Below are 19,568 nucleotides of genomic sequence, written 5' to 3'. Positions count from 1 at the left end.
CCCTCCTTTGTATCTGCCACTCGATTGTCTGCCGAAATCGTCGATGTCAATCAACTACACATCCCAAATTGGTGGTCAAATCGACTTGTGCAGACATACAACAGGGGTTGTACAGACAATCCGCCGCGCAGACCACTTACTCTGGCCAGTGTTCGAAGAGGGTGAGGAGCTTTTCGACGTTGACGTCGCTCCAGCTGTCGATTCGGGGACCATCGTACGCGCTGTTGTACGGCTGATCGAACACAACCACGTGCTGCCCGGCTTCGCGCAGGGTTTCGATGTTCGCCGGCGAATCGTCGATGTGGATCGTGGCCTGCATACTGTCTTTCAGCCCAGTGAAGCACAGGCTCATGTACGGAATGTGATTGCTATCCAACCATTGCGCGGTGTCGGAAACGACCATCTGATGCTGGCCGGACACGAACAGCCGATGCGTGACGATGCGAATGTACACGTGCTCGCCCGCCAATCGTTGTAGCGCCTGCGCTACCCCCGGAAGCGGCTTCATCGTCGCATACAGATGCTCACGTTCCGCGGCTTTATGCGTTTCGATGTAATCGTCAAGCGTGTCGAACGGCCATCCATCCTCGCGGGTGAGATTGTAGTGCGCGGCCCGTAACGCACGTTCCGGCACGTCAATGCCCTGCCGATGCAGATAATCGCGGATCGCACCTTTGTAATCCGCGCAGACGCCGTCCAAATCGAGATTGAGCACGCGATATCCCTGCACGCCCACGCGCTGACTCTCGTATTGTTCAGGAATAGTCGCCATATCACGTTCCTTTCTTATGCCTGATGCCGATCAGCCCGTCGAATAGCCACGCCAATCAGCTCGCTATCAATCAATGTACCGTGACATTCGTCGGCAACAAGCGCAAATACTCCCGCAGGTAAGGAAGATAGAAAAGGGATAGAAAAAGACGAGATTGCCAAAAATCTTACAGAAGAACGATTTTGAGACTTTCATAAAAAGACAGAAAATTCAAAGATCACACCACTTCTTTTTGCGACGGCGATACTGCCCGGCAATCGACGATCAACTTTCATCACAGCATCATTACGTTTATTTCAAGATTAGCCGATGAAAATACAAAAGAATCAACGATCGTTGCATGACATTGACGGTTGCGCCTGCCTATAATGAAGGCACAACAGAACAAAGAGACACGATGCGGCAGGGACCGGAGAGAAAACCGGAGCCGCACCCCACACGCGGGGAAACGGCAACGCCACCCGCGCTGAAACAACAAACAAGACTTACGGCAGCGGCCAGAGGAAAGAAAAGAAAACAAGAACGCCGCCAAGCCGAACGAAAGGAAACATCATGAAGAACAACACTTTCAACCAGATCGTCAACGCCAACCTCGCTTCCATCGATCCAGGCTTCGGCCAGTTCGCACTCGCCAAGGCTAGCGCCGATCTGTTCAAGAAGGTCATCAACAAGTGACCCAAGGCCTGCACAAGCAGGCGTCACACTTAAATAACCAAAGGGCTTGCGTTCCGCATGGAGCGCAAGCCCTTTTCTCATGTTCCGCTCAAGCACTGCCAAGAATCCAGCCACCACCAGCAGCTGCACACACAGCCCCTCACATAACCACACACAACAACTCGTGTTTCACGTGAAACTCTGTAGATGATCCGATTCAGAAGGTACTTGATAATACGCCATAAGAAAAAGGAATGCGCGAAATCGTGAGATGCGTGGATGTCCGTTTTGACGATTCGCTACAGTGGGAATATGAGTGATTTGCGAGATGCGATTATTGTCGGGTCCGGCCCTGCCGGATATACCGCAGCCATATATTTGGGCCGAGCTGGATTCAAACCACTGGTCATCGCGGGCGCGCTGACCCCAGGCGGGCAGCTCGTCAACACCACCGAAGTGGAGAATTTCCCAGGCTTCCCCGATGGCGTTATGGGACCGGAACTCATGGACAATATGCAACGCCAAGCGGAGAAGTTCGGCGCAGAAATCATTTGGGATGACGTTGTTTCCGTGAGCAACGATGACGCCACCGGCGTGAAAACCGTGCGCGTCGATCTGGGAGACGTTTTCGAAACCCGTGCTTTGATCATCGCAACCGGATCGGAATACCGCAAGCTCGGCATCCCCGGAGAGGCGGAATATTCCGGCAAGGGCGTGTCATATTGTGCGACTTGCGACGGCTTCTTCTTCCGAGATAAGCCGATTATTGTGGTCGGCGGCGGCGATAGCGCATTCACTGAAGCTGATTTTCTTTCCCGATTTGGATCGTCGGTGACGTTGATTCATCGTCGTTCCGAATTCCGCGCATCGCAGATTCTCGTGGAACGCGCTCAACAGAATCCGAAAATCACCATCATCACAGATTCCGTGGTGGAGGAAATATTGGGAGACGACAACGGAGCACAATCCGTGAACATTCGCAACGTCATCACCGGAGAGATTGGCACGATTGCCGCAAACGGTATTTTCGTAGCGATCGGCCACTCCCCCGCCACAACTTTTATTGACGGCATTGTGCAGCGAGATGCGGCTGGATATATTCAGGTGGATGGCGCCAGCACACGCACCAGCACTGCCGGTATTTTTGCAGCAGGCGATTGCGTTGACAGTATTTACCGTCAGGCGATCAGCGCCGCCGGCATGGGCTGCCGGTCTGCCCTTGACGCCCAAGCCTACCTACAGCAGTAGCACTCCCCATGACGGTCATTCATACAGTCATATCACAATCATGACTGTATGAATGACCGTCATGTGACCGTGATACACGGTCATGCCCTGCAAAAACTGGAAAAACGAGCGGAAGGGCGGCATATTCTGTTCACGACTGTAAGCTTGGTCAAACAGCCTTGAGTGTGTCGTGAATAGAATATGCCGCCCTTCTGCGAACATCACACTGATCAGACAGAGAAACTCGAGAAATACTATTCTTCAGCAGATGGCATGAGCATGTCGACAATGCGCTTCATGTCGTCTTCGGATTTGAACACGATTTCGATGCGACCATGTTCCTTGGATCCCTTGATGGACACCTTCGTGTCGAACCTCTTTTCAAGGCCGACCTGCATCGGCGTTCCCGCCCACGGATTCAGTTTGCTGGTCTTCGCCTTCTTCGGCTGATCCGATTCGGCGGCCTTCATCGACACGATTTCCTCGGTGCTGCGAACAGACAGTCCTTCGGCGATAATGCGCGTCGCAAGCTGTTCCATATCAGCTTCGGCCGGCAATCCCAGCAGCGCACGCGCGTGACCTGCCGATAAGAGTCCGGAAGAGACCTTCTTTTGCACGGTTGCAGGCAGATTCAGCAATCGCAAGGTATTTGCGATCTGCGGGCGTGATTTCGATACAGATTTCGACAATTGCGCCTGCGTCAGACCGAAATCGTCGATCATTTGCTGATAGGCAGCCGCTTCTTCCAGCGGATTCAACGCAACGCGATGCAGATTCTCCAGCAGAGCGTCACGCAACATGTCATCGTCTGCCGTGGTTTTGACGATCGCAGGAATCGTTTTCAGACCTGCGATCTGTGAAGCACGCCAACGACGCTCGCCCATGATGAGCTCATACATGCTATCCATGCGACCGTCGAACATATTGTGCGGCTCGGCATTGTTGGCGGCGTTCTCCTTGCGCGCGGCCTCGATCTGCGCGCGAGGACGCTTCCGTACGACAATGGGCTGCAGCACACCGACTTCCTTGATGGAATCGGCAAGCTCACGAAGATCATCCTCGTCGAAAATAGTGCGCGGCTGATGCAGGTTGGGTCCGACATCGCTCAGACGCAATTCAACCAAGTAACCGCCCTGCACCGGCAGCAGTTCCGGTTCGCCGTTCTTTGCATCTTCGTTCTTTTTTACTGCTGCAGTTTCACGTGAAACACTCCCCTGCTTCACATCGTCAGAAGGAGCGACAGGACTGGTGGCACCGAAGAACATGTCAGCTGGATGAGCCACTTCGTTCAGCGTAATGGAAGGCATGCTGGCACGATGAACGCTTCCCTTCTTGATTTCACGTGAAACGTTTTTCTTCATGTCGTGGACGGCATCGACGGAAGCCTTGGCTGTCACCATGGCGCTTTTAGCGCCTGCGTTCTTTCCCACCGACGGCACGTCGGCACTGTCAGCCATATTTCCGGAAGTCTTCGCGGATGATTTGTTATCAGCCTTCACCCCTACAGCAGGAGCAGCCGGCTCAGAGGCAGCTTCCGACTTTGCCGACTCTCCTGGAAGAGACGGAAACAGCGCGCCGAGACCCCTGCCTAAACGTGATTTCGTAGCCATAATCAGTTCTCATTCCTTCTTGCATCGATAGCCTGCAACACCGTCTGCGAGCGACGTGCGAGTTCCAACGCGGCCTCGCAGTAGGAGATTGCGCCCATGCCCTTGGGGTCGTAGGCGATAACGCTTTGATTAAAGCTTGGCGCTTCCGATATTTTCACCGTTCGTGGAATCGTGGTGTCCAACACGATGGTCGGATAGTGGCTTTTGACCTCGTCATGCACTTCACGGCTGAGCAGGGTTCGCTTATCGAACATGGTGATCAGCATGGTAGAAACGAGCAGTGACGGATTGAAATGTTCCTGCACCAGCCCGATGGTATTGATAAGCTGGCCAAGCCCCTCCAACGCATAGTATTCAGCCTGGATCGGAATCAGCATCTCATGCACCGCGCACATGGCATTAATTACCAGCAGTCCAAGGCTTGGAGGGCAATCGATAATCACGTAATCGTAGTGTTCCTCGCTGTTCTCAAGAAACTCGTCAACCGCGGTTTTCAGCAGCACATTGCGATTTTCCATGTCAGCGACTTCCAGCTCGGCACCACTCAAATCAATGGAGGCTGGCACCACATCAAGCAGATCGAAATCAGGGCAGGCACGCTTGACTTCGGCAATGGTTTTCCTACCTTCGATCACGTCGTATACCGACGGCTCTCCCGACGCATGCGGAGCACCCAACGCGGTCGACGCATTGCCCTGTGGATCCATATCGATCAGCAGCACTTTGGAACCGAACTGAGCCAACGCAGCGGAAAGATTCACCGCAGACGTGGTTTTGCCAACGCCGCCCTTCTGGTTAGCGACCGCAATCAGTCGCGTCTGCTCCGGCTTTGGGCAAACGGCCTTCTGCAAGGCGCGATAGCGAGACGATTCGTCGGCGATCTGCGAACCAAGAGGAGAATCCGATCCTCCGAAAATTCGTTTGATGGTTTCCGTTGCCGATTCCATCGATGTCAGGTTATCTGGTCCTTCAGGTCCAGTCATACGTCAGCCTTCCTTACGATATGCTTAACATTCAAGTTTCATCATTTGGGTGGACAGAATCAGCCCATCTCACCCATTGTGCGCAAATGTGGATAACTGTGGATAGTCAGTGGATAACTTGCACTACTCACAAAAAGTTATCCACAGATATTTTATTGCCATTCCAACATTTTCTCTGCGGTTTATTTCGACGATTCCCCAGCTGTGGATAATGTGGACAACTCGCCTAAATTGTGGATAACTTACTTTTTATCCACCATGAGCACATGGGTCGATTCAAGCCCCGGACCGACCTCGGCATTCACCACTCGCGGACGAACGCCGCCGCACTTGGCGATCTCCTTGGAGGCTTTTTCGATCTCCTCCTGAGCGGATCTTCCCTTCAAAGCGACCAGACATCCACCACGTTCAAGCAACGGCAACGTCCACCCGGATAGTTTGGTCATCGGCGCAACGGCACGACAGGTCACCACGGCGAACGGATGCCCTGCCTGAATGGGCTTGCCATCCAAATCCAGTACAGGACCGCGGGCAACCGCTCCCCTGCTGTTCCTGCCGCCTTTGCCGTTTCTACCGTTTCTGGCGTTCCCATTGCCACGGTTGCCGCCTTGAGTGCCAGACGCACCCACAATGGCCTCGATCATCTCATTGGCCCTGGCACGCACCACCGCAACGTTCTCCAGCTCCATGTCCGCCACGCACTCGTTCAGCCATTCGATACGCCGCTCCATAGGCTCTACAAGTGTGAACTGGTGATCCGGCAGGCATGCGGCCGCAACGATACCGGGGAAACCGCCACCGCTGCCAATATCGGCAACCGTTTTAAACTGCTTATTGGCCGTGGATTCCCTCACGAAAGGCACAATGGCAGCCGAATTCAGAATATGGCGTTCCCAAATAATCCCAACGTCTCGTGGCCCGATCAAGCCACGGGGTTCGCCTTCTTCGGCAAGTTTCGCATGAAAGACACGCAGCTTGTCCAACGCATCCCCCAGCACTTCCTCAAGAATCGGCGAATCATCAAGTTCGTCTGTCACATCACTCATGGGCACCATCCTATATCCTGCTCTTCCTCATTGCTGGTATTCCAGCCATTACTCCCCGACCAATGCCGGCAATATCGCACGGCATCGCACGGCCTACGCAGACCGTAAGCAAGTCCATGCGCACATAGGCGTCACGTATCCAGCGCACGACTCGCGTGCAGTCATTCACCAATCGCAATAAAAAAAGCGCCACCAAATAGTGACGCCATGTTTCACGTGAAACGAGCCGAACTCAGGCCTCATCCTCGTCTTCGGTTTCCTCGGCGGCGGAAGCCTTGAGATACACCGTAACGTAACGATGTGGCTCCTCGCCGTGGGAACGGGACTTCATGCCTTCCTCACGCACCACGTCATGCACGATCTTACGCTCGAAGGAATTCATCGGCTTCAGGTCGACCGGCTCTCCGGTCTCGTGCACCTCGTCGATGGCGTCCAGCGCGATGTCATGCAGACGCTGACGCTTGCGCTTTAGATAGCCGTCGACGTCCACAATGAGATGGGAACGTTCGCCGGTCTTCTGCTGCACGGCAAGTCGCGTCAGCTGCTGCAATGCGTCGACGACCTCGCCGTTGCGTCCGATGAGATGCTTGATATCCGTATCATCATCAGCGACGATTTGCACGGTAGGACGATTGTTGCGCACGCCCATTTCGATATCACCTTCGTAATCAACGATATCGAGCAGTCCTTCAAGATAATCGGCAGCGATATCAGCTTCCTCATTGAGCTGATCGATGGTCTTTTCCTCATCTTGCGCCATGGTGGTTGTACTCCTTTGAGCGGGGTTTCTATTACTAAAAAGTCTTGCTATGTAAAGTCTAATTACTGTTTACCACGTCGACAATAAACGCTGATAAAAGTGGTGTGTCCCGCGTTTCACGTGAAACACGGGACACACTCTTACTCACTTCTTTTTCTTTTTACGGCTCGGCTGATGACGCTGGTAGCCGTTCTTTTCGCGACTTTCCGCAGCCTTGCGGGCCTTCTCCAGCTCCTCCTCCTCGAGGGACGGAAGACCGGCCTTGGCACGGCGCTCGTTCTCGTGCTTGTGGTCACGCTTCTCCTTCTCCTCAGCTGCCGGGGATCCCGGAGTTGGGAAGAAGTGGATCTGCCAGACGGAACGCAGCAGGTTGCAGATGTTGTTGGTGAGCCAATACACGAGCACAGCGAATGGCATGGCTACACCGGAGAAGATGTACATGATCGGGAACATCCACAGCATCATCTTCTGCATCATTTCGGTCTGCTTGTTCTGCGGACCGTTCTGTGCCATATTGCGCTTCATGCTGTTGTACTGCATGAGCCACAGGCAGAAGCACATCAACGCCACGAAGATGCCGATCACAACCTTGCCGGCAGGTGCCGCGGTAGTGAAGTTGTCAGCCACGTTCACACCGAACACGGTGGTCGAAGTGAATTCCTTCGCGGTCGGGATGTCGAAGGCGCCGAGCGTGCCACCGTTACGGAACGTGCCGCGAGCAATGTATGGAATGGCCGACAGCGTGTAGAACATGCACATGAAGACCGGACCCTGGATCAGCATAGGCAGGCAGGAGCCCATCGGGTTCGCATCGTTGTCCTGATACAGCTTCATCATTTCGCGCTGCATCGCTTCTTTGCTGGCCTGATCGGTCTTGTTCTTGTACTTGTTCTGGATGCGCATCATCTTAGGCTGGATTTCCTGCATCTTGCGCATCGACTTCATAGTCTTGTAGAACAGCGGGAAAATACACGCCTGAACCACCAGTACCAAGAACACGATGGACATGACCCAAGAGAAACCAACCGGATTCATACCCAGCATGACCAGGAACTTGTGGAACAGGGACATGATCTGAGTCATGAGCCACTCAACAGGGTACAGGAGCTTGTAAAGCCAGCCCCAGAAACCGCTATCGAGGAGGAATTGAGTTTGATTACCCATTACAGGCCATTCTCCTTATCGTTTACGGCCAGAGGTGTGAGTCGAGGCTCCTCATGTGCCTTCGACCACGAAAATCTATAAAAAATGGAATAGAGCTGCGGAACATCATCAATTCCGCCTCGGCTCCACGGCCTGCAACGCAGAATGCGCAATAATGCAAGAAGACCGCCCTTCAGGCAGCCAAATCTATCAATCGCCTGAATCGCATAATTGGAACAACTTGGATAATATCTGCAGCAGGGTGCGGTATTTGCGGAAATATGACGTTGGTACCAGCGAATGGCGCGAATCATCCAATTTCCGTCACGACCGGCGTTCATTACTGACGCACGGCCTTACGATTCACCGCTTCAAAACATGCTACGATCTGCTGTTCCAACGATAGAAAATCAGCATGTGCAGCACTTGGCTTTGCACGCAACACGATATCGCAGGATTCAGGTAAGGCAGATTCGTACTTTCGTGCAAGCACGCGGAAACGACGTTTAACGGCATTACGCGTTACTGCGTTGCCGACAGCCTTGGAAACGGCCAAACCGACACGTCGGCCCCGCTTCGTCGCAGAATCGTCAATAATGGCATCGTCGTGCATCAAATAATGCACGACGATGTCTTCTCGCGATACCCTACGACGGCGTTTGAGCACCGCGACAAAATCGCGATGGCTTTTCAGCCGTTCCACCGCTCTATGCCGTTAAATCAGGCAGCGAGGGACTTGCGGCCCTTGGCGCGGCGACGGTTAATCAGAGCGCGGCCTGCGCGGGTGCGCATGCGCTGACGGAAACCGTGCTTCATGTGGCGACGGCGGTTGTTCGGCTGGAATGTCCTCTTCATAATTAATGCTCCCGGTGTTTTTAGCCATGCCAAGGCACGGCTCCTCATGAGTCAAGCTCTACCAAATTACTCTGACCCCTGAACAGAGTAACTGCCTCCGCTAATTCCTTCACATTTTCATGGGGACTCTCCCCACAAAACAATCCACAAAAAACGTTGGTATATCGCCAAACTCCCCACAAAAGTTATCCACAAACTACATCACTGTTATTCACAATTCAATTATTTCAACACGCTTACCGGTGGATAACTCGGGGAAAAGAGAGTACAAATAAACAGTTGCACTACTGGTAGAAGTCTGTCGAGAAAGGGGAATCCGTGGCCGATACGACAACCGATCCTCTCGATCAGGCTCGCGGAGTATGGTCCGACGCGCTGGCGTTGCTGCACCAGAATCCCGCGCTTTCCGTACGTGACAAAAGCTGGCTGGAAAATGTTTTTCCGGAAGGCATGTGGGGTCCCACCATCGTGTTGTGCGTGCCCAGCGCGGCCGCGCAGCAGACGTTGCAGAACGAATTGAGCCAACCCTTGCTGAAGGCGTTGCGCGAGGCCGCCGAACAGGATATTTTCCCCGCATTCAAGATCGTAGAAAAGAAGGAACCCGCCCAGCCGGCCGTAGAGGAATACCCCCATTTTACCCCCGCGCCTCATGTTGAGGAAACCACGCAGGGCCAGCTTCCCATTCCGGTCGTCATGCCTCCGGAACGCCCCAACACCTTCCAACGAGGCCAGAACAGGCCTTTGCTGGATCCTAAGACCCACCTGAACAAAAACGCCACCTTCGACACCTTCGTTCCTGGCGATTCCAACCGTTTCGCGCGCACCGTCGCATTGGCCGTCGCGGAAGGTTCCGGCCATGATTTCAACCCGCTGTGTATCTATGGCGGCTCCGGCCTGGGCAAAACCCACTTGCTGAACGCCATCGGCAACTACGCGCTGGTCAAGGATCCCTCACTGAAGGTCCGTTATGTGACCAGCGAGGAATTCACCAACGAATTCATCGAAGCATTGGGCGACACCAACCAGAATTCCGGCCAAATCAAGGAATTCAACCGTCGCTACCGTGAAGTCGACGTGCTGCTGATCGACGATATTCAATTCCTCAGCGGCAAGGACGCGACACTTGAACAGTTCTTCCATACGTTCAATACCCTGCACCAGGCGAACAAGCGCATTGTGATCGCATCCGATGTGCCTCCGAAGGATCTGCAGGGCTTCAACGAACGCCTGATCTCCCGCTTCGAATCCGGCCTGACCGTTGACGTCAAGCCGCCGGATCTGGAGACGCGAATCGCCATTCTGCGCATGATCGCCCATGGGTCCAACGTTCAGGACGACGTGCTCAACCTTATTGCGGAACGTTTCACCGAGAACATCCGCGAGCTGGAAGGCGCACTGAACCGCGTGACTGCCATGGCTTCCCTGAGCGGACAGCCGGTGACTCGCGCGCTGGCGGAGCATACTCTGCAGGACTTCTTCGCGACCGATGTGGAAATCAAGCCCACCGACATCATCACCCAGGTGGCGAAATACTTCTACATCACGTTCGATGACATCGTCGGCCGTTCTCGCACGAAGAAAATCGCGCTGGCCCGCCAGATCGCCATGTATTTGGTGCGTGAACTCACCAGCATGAGTCTGAACGACATCGGCCAGGTGTTTGGAGGCAAGGACCACACCACGGTGATGCACGCCTACACCCGTATCAGCGATGAAATGCAGGAAAAGCAGGAAATCTACAACTATGTGACGGAGTTGACGCTGCAGCTCAAGCAGCGTTCCGGCGAGAAATAGCGTTTTTCCGCGACCTCGCGCGTTTACGTGTGTTTTTGGACGCCTCAAAAACGATTTTGGCGTTTTCCGCCTTTTTAGGCGCATTTCAGGCTCTAAGTATGAATATTAGTAAAACCTTTACCAGCTACTTTACCGACCGGGCTGACACGCCGGGCTGTGGAAGATTTTTATTGAAGTTATCCACATAGTTATACACAAATTAGGGATTTCTCGGTGGAAAAGCCGTTGGAAACGCAAAAATTGGCGGTGGATGAGTTGTGGACTATACACAGGCTTTTGTGGATAACTTTTTCGAATCTCCGACCCTGTGGATAACCCATTGATTTGTCCACACTCCATTCAAAAGTTATCCACAGGGAGTGAGGTGCATTGAGCCCTTGCAAAATGTGGGATCCGTGCACTTACCCACATTATCCACAGGCCTTATTATGACGAATATAGATTGTTATAAGAAAATCATCATCGTCACCATAAGTGGGGAATTCCCCACGCTTCGTCAAAACTCTGACAGCTCGCTAAAATGACTTATGGACCGAATGAAACGAGGAAATTAGCCATGAAAGTTGAAGTCAATTCCCAAGCGCTGGCCGACGCAGTAGCCTGGACCACCCGCGTGATCGACGCTCGTCCTGCATCCCCCATTTTGGCAGGCGTCCGTTTGGAGGCCATCGACGGCACTCTCCAGCTTTCCGCCTTCAATTACGCCATTTCCGCCCGCCACCACATTGAAGCAGGCATCGATGAAGCCGGATCCGTTTTGGTGCTCGGCAAGCTGCTGGCGGATATCACCAAGTCGCTTCCTGCTGCGAAAACCTATCTTTCCACCGATGGATCGACCATGACCATCACCTCCGGCAAGTCCACTTTCACCATGCAGCTCATGCCAGATGCCGAATATCCGGATCTTCCGGTAATTCCGGCCAAACTGGGCCAAGTGGACGCGCAAACCTTTACCCAGGCCGTCACCCAGGCGTCCGTTGCCGTTTCCCGCGAGGAGAATCGCCCCGTACTCACCGGCATCCGCGTGCAGTTCCAAGGCGACAAGGTGATCATGAGCTCCACCGACCGTTTCCGTCTGTCTCGTTCGAGCTTTACGTGGACGCCGGAAAACCCGGACACAAACACCACCGCACTCGTTCGCGGCGCACTGCTGCGCGACGTGGCACGCTCTCTGGATGAGCACCAGAACATCGTTGTGGACTTCGACACGGAGAATCCGTCGCTGCTGGGCTTCGAGAACGCCGGACGCTTGTCTACCTCGCAGCTGATCGACGGCGAATTCCCCGCGGTCGACCGCCTGTATGCCGACGAATACCCGATTCATGCGGTCATCAACAAGCAGGATCTCATTAGTGCCATCAAGCGCGTCTCTCTCGTCGCCGAGCGCAACGCACCGATCCGCATGGCCTTCACCAGCCAGGAACTCACGTTGACCGCAGGAACCGCGGACGAAGCCCAAGCCAAGGAAATCCTCGACATCGACATGGATGGAGAAGACATCACCGTGGCCTTCAACCCGACCTACCTGATCGAAGGCCTGAGCGCCATTGCGGAACCGTTCGTGCGCATGAAGATGACCACCGCTGTCAAGCCTGTGGAATTCAACGGCCAGCAGGAGTCGGATTCCGAGGAATCCATGGACTACCGTTACCTGCTTGTGCCCATGCGTTTCAACAGCTAAACATAAACCGCTCCGCACAAAACGTGGGTGCATCGCAAAAATAGGGCTGAACATGGCTATTACTGCCGGTTCAGCCCGTTTATATGAATATTGCATAAGCAATCATATTCGTAAATAATTGCGATTGTCCACGTAAGAAATTTGCTTTATTCTCAAGGATTGTGAATGTATATTTCCCGCCTAGCGCTCGACCACTACCGTTCTTGGGAACATTGCGTGCTCGACTTCGAACCGGGAATCAACATTCTGCAAGGAGCCAACGGACTCGGCAAAACCAATATTGTGGAAGCCGTCGAAGTGCTTTCCACAGGATCAAGCCATCGCACGTCATCATCATTGCCGCTAATCGAAAAAGGGTGCGCTTCGGCCACCATCCGAGCCAATGTGGAAGATGACGAAACGCAACACACCTACGAAGCGACCATCGTGGCGCGAGGTGCGAATCGGGCGCGAATCGATGGCGGAAAATCGCAATACATGCGCGATCTCATCGGGCGCACGCCCTCCGTTTCCTTTACCCCCGAAGATCAGCGTTTGGTAGCAGGCGACCCAGCAACCCGACGCAACTTCATCAACCAGGCCGCTTCCCTGCTACTCCCCCACTACGCGCAGCTGCTGCAACAATTCACACACGTGGCGAAACAACGCACGGCACTGCTCAAACAACTCGGCGACGGCACGAATACCGATCTGCAATACAGCCAGCAGACGGTTTTAAGCGGGTTGGAAATCTGGACAGGACAATTCATCGATCTCGGCATGAGATTGACACGGGAACGCAACGATGTAATCACACGCTTAGGGGAGCCTTTCGCGCGAATCTACGCATCTTTGGCAGGCGACGGTGAGCGGGCGGCGCTCGCATACGAGCCATCCTTCGACGAAGTGATGCTGTTCGACGATCCGGGCGCGGAAATCAGCCGTCATTTCCAACGCATCTACCCGGGAGAAGTGGCACGCGGGCAGAATCTGATCGGCCCGCATCGCGATGATCTGACCTTGCTGCTTAACGACATGCCCGCCCGTGAATTCGCGTCCAACGGCGAGATGTGGACCATGGCTTTGGCGTTGAAAATGGCGCTATATGAAGCGGTTTCCGCACAATTCGAAAGCAAGCCGATCGTGATTCTCGACGATGTGTTCGCACAGCTTGACGAATCCCGCCGTGGGCAGATCCTCGATTTTGCGATGCGGCAGGATCAAGTGCTGATCACCGTCGCCGCGGCAAGCGACATTCCGCAAACGGACGCCGTGCACGCGCATGTGATTGACGTGGCCGCGTTGCGTCGGCAATTGCAAGATGGCGGCGATAACGATTTGGTGGCGATGATGGCGCAGCTTGCGGCAGGAAGGGAGGGTGACCGCTGATGCCTAACCCTCCAATCTGCGAAACATTGCATCTCGACCAACGCAAGTTGCCCGCCGAAGTGTTCGAACGCATCAGCAAACGCGCCGGACGTTACAAGGAACGTGAGGAACGTGCGCGGCAGGCATGGGAGAATTTCGGCAAACCCGGACGCGACCCGCAGACGGTCGGCAATATCTTCAACGTGATCGCAACGCAAGGTTCGTGGACGCCGCATTTGAAAATCGCGCAGATGCAGAATCATTGGGATCAGGTGGTCGGTGAAGAAAACGCGCGCCACTCCTACCCCGTCGACCTGCGCGACGGCATTCTGACGATCCGATGCGACAGCCCCGCATGGACCACCACCATGACGTACATGATTCCGCTGCTGACCGACACCATTCGCAGGAGACTCGAGGGGCTGACCATCAACGAAGTGCGCGTCACTGGCCCCCAGCAACAGGGATTCAGCCGAGGGCGAATGACCAGAAGGACCCGATATTAGCGAAATATCACGTGATATTGGTGTGATAGTTGGTTTGCGATCAGCCATTCGTCGAATATGTCCCGGAGATGACCTTTGCGAGGGTTGGAAGATACTTTTCCGAACGTAAAAGACAGGGGTAAACGGCTGAATTTCAAGGATAAATGCCTCTGGCGTGCTGTCCCCCTGCATGAGTAGAATATCAAGCAGTGTATGTAAACGCCTAGAAGGGGCCTTTATTTGCGTTCTAGGTGGTATCACCTGCGTGAATGACCCTCATTGGCGGGAAAAATGCAGGAAGGAATCTCTGTGGTAGACCTTGATGCGGATTCGCTGAACGAATCAGCTGAAAACACGCAGGAAGATCGGAACCAAAACGATCAGCTCGAAGATGCGCAGCTCGACGACACTTTGGCTCCGGAGCATTACGACGCGTCCGATCTGAGAGTGTTGGAAGGCCTTGAGGCGGTGCGAATCCGCCCGGGTATGTACATCGGCTCCACCGGCCCCCGTGGCCTGCACCACCTAGTGTATGAAATCGTCGACAACTCCGTCGACGAGGCGCTGGCGGGCTATGCCTCGCATATCGAAGTGACGATTCTGCCGGACGGCGGCGTGCGCGTGGTCGATGACGGACGAGGCATTCCGGTCGACGAAGTGCCGGGCGAAGGTGTTTCCGGTGTGGAAACCGTGATGACCAAGCTGCACGCAGGCGGCAAGTTCGGTGGCGGCGGCTACGCGGTCTCCGGCGGTCTGCACGGCGTGGGTATTTCCGTGGTGAACGCGTTGTCGACCCGCGTCGACATCGAAGTGCGCCGCCAGGGCTTCCACTGGACCCAGACCTACATCGACCAGAAGCCGACCTCACGTTTGGTTAAGGGTGAACCGATGGGTGAAGACGAGTCCACCGGCACTTCCGTGACCTTCTGGGCCGACGGCGCGATCTTCGAAACCACCACCTACGATTTCGAAACCCTGCGCAACCGCTTCCAGCAGATGGCGTTCCTCAACAAGGGTCTGAAGCTGTCCCTAACCGATCTGCGCGAGCCTGACCAGGCAGGAGACGAAGTCGCAGGTGACGGTGACGACAATGCCGAACCGAAGCATCAGGCAGTCACCTACCAGTACAACGACGGCATCAAGGATTACGTCGATTACTTGGTGAAATCCCGCAAGGCAACCCCGGTCGAACCGGATGTCATCGATTTCGAAGCGGAAGATCTGAAAATCGGCATTTCCGCGGAAATCGCCATGCAGTGGACCACCGCATACTCCGAAGCGGTGCACACCTTCGCCAACACCATCTCAACCACCGAAGGCGGCACCCACGAAGAAGGCTTCCGTGCGGCTCTGACTTCGCTCGTCAATCGTTACGCACGTGAAAAGAACATCCTCAAAGACAAGGACGAGAACCTTTCCGGCGACGACGTGCGCGAAGGCCTGACCGCAGTGGTGTCGGTGAAGCTCACCACCCCGCAATTCGAAGGCCAGACCAAGACCAAGCTCGGCAATTCCGAAGCGAAAACCTTCGTACAGCGCGTGATGACCGACAAGCTCGGCGACTGGTTCGATGCGCATCCCAGCGAAGCCAAGAACATCATCCAGAAGGCCATTGAAGCCTCCCGTGCGCGTCTTGCAGCCAAGAAGGCACGTGAGAATACCCGCCGTAAGTCAATCTTCGAATCCGCGGGCATGCCAGACAAACTGAAGGATTGCCAGTCCAACAATCCTGAAGAGTGCGAACTGTTCATCGTGGAGGGTGACTCCGCAGGCGGCTCCGCAATTCAGGGACGCAACCCGATCACGCAGGCCATTCTGCCGCTGCGAGGCAAAATCCTCAACACTGAGCGTGCAAGTCTTGACCGCATGATGAAGTCCGAAACCATCGAATCGCTGATCACTGCGGTCGGCGGCGGTTACGGCGAGGATTTCGACCTGAACAAAGTCCGCTACCACAAGGTCATCATCATGGCCGATGCCGATGTGGACGGCGCGCATATCGCAACCCTGAATCTGACGCTGTTCTTCCGTTACATGCGCCCGATGATCACCGCCGGTTACGTGTATGTGGCCATGCCGCCGCTGTACCGACTCAAGTGGACCAAGGGTGCGCACGACTTCGTTTATACCGACGCCGAACGCGACCGCGTGCTCGCCGAAGGCAAGGCTTCCGGCCGTCAGCTGCCGAAGGGAGAGGGCATCCAGCGTTACAAGGGTCTGGGTGAAATGAGCTACCAGGAACTGTGGGAAACCACCATGGATCCTGACCACCGCATTCTGAAGCAGGTGCAGATCGAAGACGCGGCCGCAGCCGACGAAACCTTCTCCATGCTCATGGGCGACGAAGTCGAACCTCGCCGCCTATTCATCCAGCGCAACGCACGCAACGTCAGCTGGATCGACGCGTAGGAATTTCAAGGACTTCAGGCAAGGTTTCATAAGGATTTAGAAGGACTTAGAAGTTGGCAGACGAAAACAACAGCAACGAAGACGGCCAGTTCGTGCCTGACGGCTCCATGGAGCCGTTGAGCCCGCAGGAGGCCGACAACACCGATTACGGCCTGATGGTGGGCGAACGTATCCAGAAGAAGGATCTGCAGCAGGAAATGCGCGATTCCTACCTGGCATACGCCATGTCCGTGATCGTGGACCGTGCGCTCCCGGACGTGCGCGACGGCATGAAGCCTGTGCATCGCCGTGTGATCTACGCGATGTACGACGGCGGCTACCGTCCCGACCGCGGTTACTCCAAGTGCGCCCGCGTGGTCGGCGAGGTCATGGGTAAGTACCATCCGCACGGCGATTCCGCGATCTACGACACGTTGGTGCGTATGGCACAGTCGTGGTCGATGCGTTACACGCTGGTCGACGGCCAAGGCAACTTCGGCTCCCCCGGCGACGATCCAGCCGCAGCAATGCGTTACACCGAATGCCGTATGGCTCCGCTCGCCATGGAAATGGTGCGCGACATCGACAAAGACACCGTCGATTTCCTGCCGAACTACGATGGCAAGACACAGGAGCCGACCGTGCTTCCGGCACGATTCCCGAACCTGTTGTGCAATGGTTCGTCTGGCATTGCCGTGGGTATGGCCACCAACATTCCTCCGCACAACATGCGCGAAGTGGCCGAAGGTGTGCATTGGGCGCTTGACCACCCGGACGCAAGCCGCGAAGAGCTGCTCGAAAACCTGATCCGCATCATCAAAGGGCCGGACTTCCCTACTGGCGCAACGATTCTCGGACACAAGGGCATCGAACAGGCCTACCGTACCGGCCGTGGTTTGATCACCATGCGCGCGGTGGTGAACACCGAAGAGATCAAGGGCCGTATGTGCCTCGTGATCACCGAACTGCCGTATCAGGTGAACCCGGACCGACTGGTCGTTTCCATCCGCGAAGCGGTGCGTGACGGCAAGATCCAAGGCATCGCAGACATGCGTGACGAAACCTCCGGCCGTACCGGACAGCGTCTCGTGCTCGTGCTCAAGCGCGATGCCGTGCCGAAGGTTGTGCTCAACAACCTGTACAAGCATTCCCAGCTGCAACAGACCTTCGGCGCCAACATGCTGGCATTGGTCGATGGCGTGCCACGCACGCTGTCTCTGGACGCGTTCATCCGCCATTGGGTGGGCCACCAGCTGGAAGTCATCGCACGCCGTACCGCCTACCTCAAGCGTGAGGCAGAAGAGCGCGACCATATTCTGCAGGGCTATCTGAAGGCCCTCGATATGATCGACGAGGTCATCGCGCTTATTCGTGCGTCCGAATCCGCGGAAGTCGCACGTACGGGCCTTATGGACCTGCTGGACGTGGACGAAGTGCAGGCCGACGCCATTCTGGCCATGCAGCTGCGCCGACTGGCCGCATTGGAACGCCAGAAGATTCTTGACGAACACAACGAGCTGATGCGTCGTATCGCCGACTACAACGACATTCTTGCCAAGCCGGAGCGTCAACGCAAAATCGTGGGCGACGAGCTTGACGAAATCGTGTCCAAGTATGGCGACGAACGTCGAACCAAGATCCTGCCATACTCCGGTGAAATGAACGTCGAAGATCTGATTGCGGAAGAAAACGTGGTCGTGACCGTCACCCACTCCGGTTTCATCAAGCGCACCAAGGCCGACGAATACCGTGCGCAGCACCGTGGTGGCAAGGGCATCAAGGGAGCCAAGCTGCGTGAGGACGACGTGGTCGACCACTTCTTCCTGACAAGCACTCACAACTGGCTGCTGTTCTTCACCAACAAGGGACGCGTGTACCGTTTGAAGGCTTACGAGCTGCCGGAGGGATCGCGCGATTCCAAGGGACAGCATGTGGCCAACCTGCTGCAGTTCGGCCCTGACGAGACGATCCAGACCGTGCTGTCGATTCCGAACTACGAAGTGGCCAAGTACTTGGTGCTCGCCACTCGTTCCGGCAAGGTCAAGAAGACCGCGCTCGCCGAATACGATTCCCCGCGTCAGGGCGGCCTGATCGCAGTGCGTCTCATGGCCGACGAAAACGGCGAGAACGCCGACGAGCTGATCGGTGCCGCACTGTGCAATGCTGAGGATGACATCATTCTCGTGTCGAAGCTGGGCATGAGCCTGAAGTTCCAGGCCAACGACGAGCAACTACGCCCGATGGGACGCCAGACTGCCGGCGTGCAGGGTATGAAGTTCCGCGAAGGCGACGAACTGCTGGCCATGGACGTGGTCTGGGGCGATTCCGACAAGGATCTGTTCGTGGTCACCAACGAAGGCTTCGCCAAGCGTACCGCCATCAGCGAATACCGCCTGCAGGGCCGTAATGGCTTTGGTGTCAAGGCCGTGCAGCTCGCCGAAGGCCGTGGTTCCCTCGTGGGCGCGGTGATCGTTGAGGAAGATGACCAGATCATGGCCATCATGAAGTCCGGCAAGGTCATCCGTTCCAACGTCGACGAGGTCAAGCGCACTGGACGTACCACTCAGGGCGTGACGTTCGCTAAGCCTGACAAGAACGACGAGATCATCTCCATCGCGCGTAACGAGGAAAAGGACGATGATGAATCCGCGGAAAACGCTAAAAATGCAACCGTGGACGCAACTGTGAACGAGGGTACTGCACAATCGTCTGAATCTGCAGTTGAAGCCCCTGCTGAAACCAACGCCGAATCCGGCGATGGCGAGAATGTAGAGGCCTGATCGAAGCACGGACAATCGTCTGTGAAAACTGGTAGCCTCAGCT

Annotated in this window: 17 protein-coding genes; 8 read left to right on the top strand and 9 right to left on the bottom strand. The window is 55.3% G+C overall.

Annotated elements, in window-relative coordinates; translation table 11 throughout:
* Positions 1-136 precede the first annotated feature (136 nt).
* Positions 137-772 (bottom strand): 5' nucleotidase, NT5C type, encoded by a 636-nt coding sequence (locus CE153_RS07435; RefSeq protein WP_099571577.1) that lies wholly within the window; start codon positions 770-772, stop codon positions 137-139.
* 552 nt (positions 773-1,324) lie between these two features.
* On the opposite strand from CE153_RS07435, the gene CE153_RS09115 reads away from it, so the two are divergent.
* Both CE153_RS09115 and trxB read left to right on the top strand, forming a co-directional pair.
* Complete coding sequence (locus CE153_RS09115) at positions 1,325-1,447, top strand: hypothetical protein (RefSeq protein ID WP_260805169.1); 123 nt, start codon at positions 1,325-1,327, stop codon at positions 1,445-1,447.
* A gap of 291 nt (positions 1,448-1,738) precedes the next feature.
* Positions 1,739-2,674, top strand: a complete 936-nt coding sequence (gene trxB / locus CE153_RS07430) for a thioredoxin-disulfide reductase (protein ID WP_099595748.1) — start codon at positions 1,739-1,741, stop codon at positions 2,672-2,674.
* A gap of 233 nt (positions 2,675-2,907) precedes the next feature.
* Here the strand turns inward: trxB and CE153_RS07425 are convergent, their stop codons facing one another.
* The 8 genes from CE153_RS07425 to rpmH form a co-directional block, all read right to left on the bottom strand.
* A complete protein-coding gene (locus CE153_RS07425) occupies positions 2,908-4,263 on the bottom strand; it encodes a ParB/RepB/Spo0J family partition protein (RefSeq protein ID WP_099595732.1) in 1,356 nt (451 codons plus the stop codon).
* Positions 4,264-4,265: 2 nt separating this feature from the next.
* Positions 4,266-5,210, bottom strand: coding sequence for a ParA family protein (locus tag CE153_RS07420; protein ID WP_099571671.1), 945 nt, complete (start codon positions 5,208-5,210; stop codon positions 4,266-4,268).
* Positions 5,211-5,488: 278 nt separating this feature from the next.
* A complete protein-coding gene (locus CE153_RS07415; protein WP_099595731.1) occupies positions 5,489-6,301 on the bottom strand; it encodes a 16S rRNA (guanine(527)-N(7))-methyltransferase RsmG in 813 nt (270 codons plus the stop codon).
* A gap of 223 nt (positions 6,302-6,524) precedes the next feature.
* Positions 6,525-7,052, bottom strand: a complete 528-nt coding sequence (locus tag CE153_RS07410; RefSeq protein WP_099571581.1) for a Jag family protein — start codon at positions 7,050-7,052, stop codon at positions 6,525-6,527.
* 144 nt (positions 7,053-7,196) lie between these two features.
* On the bottom strand, positions 7,197-8,216 hold the full coding sequence (gene yidC / locus CE153_RS07405) for a membrane protein insertase YidC (RefSeq protein WP_099595730.1): 1,020 nt from the start codon (positions 8,214-8,216) through the stop codon (positions 7,197-7,199).
* Positions 8,216-8,509: a membrane protein insertion efficiency factor YidD gene (yidD, locus tag CE153_RS07400; protein WP_099595747.1), complete on the bottom strand. Its 294-nt coding sequence runs from the start codon at positions 8,507-8,509 to the stop codon at positions 8,216-8,218. The genes yidC and yidD overlap by 1 nt, the downstream gene beginning before the upstream one ends.
* Positions 8,510-8,535: 26 nt before the next feature.
* Positions 8,536-8,898: a ribonuclease P protein component gene (gene rnpA, locus CE153_RS07395; RefSeq protein ID WP_099595729.1), complete on the bottom strand. Its 363-nt coding sequence runs from the start codon at positions 8,896-8,898 to the stop codon at positions 8,536-8,538.
* 17 nt (positions 8,899-8,915) lie between these two features.
* Entirely contained in the window at positions 8,916-9,050 is a 135-nt protein-coding gene (gene rpmH / locus CE153_RS07390) for a 50S ribosomal protein L34 (RefSeq protein ID WP_003807168.1), read from the bottom strand.
* Positions 9,051-9,368: 318 nt separating this feature from the next.
* On the opposite strand from rpmH, the gene dnaA reads away from it, so the two are divergent.
* From dnaA to gyrA, 6 genes are all read left to right on the top strand, one after another.
* Complete coding sequence (gene dnaA, locus CE153_RS07385; protein ID WP_099571583.1) at positions 9,369-10,844, top strand: chromosomal replication initiator protein DnaA; 1,476 nt, start codon at positions 9,369-9,371, stop codon at positions 10,842-10,844.
* A gap of 556 nt (positions 10,845-11,400) precedes the next feature.
* On the top strand, positions 11,401-12,525 hold the full coding sequence (dnaN, locus tag CE153_RS07380; RefSeq protein WP_099595728.1) for a DNA polymerase III subunit beta: 1,125 nt from the start codon (positions 11,401-11,403) through the stop codon (positions 12,523-12,525).
* A gap of 165 nt (positions 12,526-12,690) precedes the next feature.
* Positions 12,691-13,893: a DNA replication/repair protein RecF gene (gene recF, locus CE153_RS07375; RefSeq protein WP_099595727.1), complete on the top strand. Its 1,203-nt coding sequence runs from the start codon at positions 12,691-12,693 to the stop codon at positions 13,891-13,893.
* The gene (locus CE153_RS07370) at positions 13,893-14,378 is read left to right on the top strand and encodes a DUF721 domain-containing protein (protein ID WP_099595726.1); all 486 of its coding nucleotides are present in this window, start codon (positions 13,893-13,895) and stop codon (positions 14,376-14,378) included. Before recF ends, CE153_RS07370 begins: the two co-directional genes overlap by 1 nt.
* Before the next feature lie 270 nt (positions 14,379-14,648).
* On the top strand, positions 14,649-16,766 hold the full coding sequence (gene gyrB / locus CE153_RS07365) for a DNA topoisomerase (ATP-hydrolyzing) subunit B (protein ID WP_236824500.1): 2,118 nt from the start codon (positions 14,649-14,651) through the stop codon (positions 16,764-16,766).
* A gap of 53 nt (positions 16,767-16,819) precedes the next feature.
* Positions 16,820-19,525 (top strand): DNA gyrase subunit A, encoded by a 2,706-nt coding sequence (gyrA, locus tag CE153_RS07360; protein WP_099595725.1) that lies wholly within the window; start codon positions 16,820-16,822, stop codon positions 19,523-19,525.
* The last annotated feature ends 43 nt before the right edge of the window (positions 19,526-19,568 follow it).

The organism is Bifidobacterium sp. N4G05 (assembly GCF_002742445.1).
Classification (GTDB): Bacteria; Actinomycetota; Actinomycetes; order Actinomycetales; family Bifidobacteriaceae; genus Bifidobacterium; species Bifidobacterium hominis.
Note: the sequence above shows the minus strand (reverse complement) of the source record. Positions and strands in the feature narration are given on the sequence as shown.

What these genes read in the sequence shown, in the direction of transcription:
- dnaN (WP_099595728.1), top strand. Translation starts at nt 11,401, where the DNA reads ATGAAAGTTGAAGTCAATTCCCAAGCGCTGGCCGACGCAGTAGCCTGG.
- CE153_RS07370 (WP_099595726.1), top strand. Translation starts at nt 13,893, where the DNA reads ATGCCTAACCCTCCAATCTGCGAAACATTGCATCTCGACCAACGCAAG.
- CE153_RS07415 (WP_099595731.1), bottom strand. Translation starts at nt 6,301, where the DNA reads ATGGTGCCCATGAGTGATGTGACAGACGAACTTGATGATTCGCCGATT.
- CE153_RS07420 (WP_099571671.1), bottom strand. Translation starts at nt 5,210, where the DNA reads ATGGAATCGGCAACGGAAACCATCAAACGAATTTTCGGAGGATCGGAT.
- recF (WP_099595727.1), top strand. Translation starts at nt 12,691, where the DNA reads ATGTATATTTCCCGCCTAGCGCTCGACCACTACCGTTCTTGGGAACAT.
- CE153_RS07435 (WP_099571577.1), bottom strand. Translation starts at nt 772, where the DNA reads ATGGCGACTATTCCTGAACAATACGAGAGTCAGCGCGTGGGCGTGCAG.
- yidC (WP_099595730.1), bottom strand. Translation starts at nt 8,216, where the DNA reads ATGGGTAATCAAACTCAATTCCTCCTCGATAGCGGTTTCTGGGGCTGG.
- yidD (WP_099595747.1), bottom strand. Translation starts at nt 8,509, where the DNA reads ATGATTCGCGCCATTCGCTGGTACCAACGTCATATTTCCGCAAATACC.
- rpmH (WP_003807168.1), bottom strand. Translation starts at nt 9,050, where the DNA reads ATGAAGAGGACATTCCAGCCGAACAACCGCCGTCGCCACATGAAGCAC.
- CE153_RS07425 (WP_099595732.1), bottom strand. Translation starts at nt 4,263, where the DNA reads ATGGCTACGAAATCACGTTTAGGCAGGGGTCTCGGCGCGCTGTTTCCG.
- CE153_RS07410 (WP_099571581.1), bottom strand. Translation starts at nt 7,052, where the DNA reads ATGGCGCAAGATGAGGAAAAGACCATCGATCAGCTCAATGAGGAAGCT.
- CE153_RS09115 (WP_260805169.1), top strand. Translation starts at nt 1,325, where the DNA reads ATGAAGAACAACACTTTCAACCAGATCGTCAACGCCAACCTCGCTTCC.
- trxB (WP_099595748.1), top strand. Translation starts at nt 1,739, where the DNA reads ATGAGTGATTTGCGAGATGCGATTATTGTCGGGTCCGGCCCTGCCGGA.
- gyrB (WP_236824500.1), top strand. Translation starts at nt 14,649, where the DNA reads ATGCAGGAAGGAATCTCTGTGGTAGACCTTGATGCGGATTCGCTGAAC.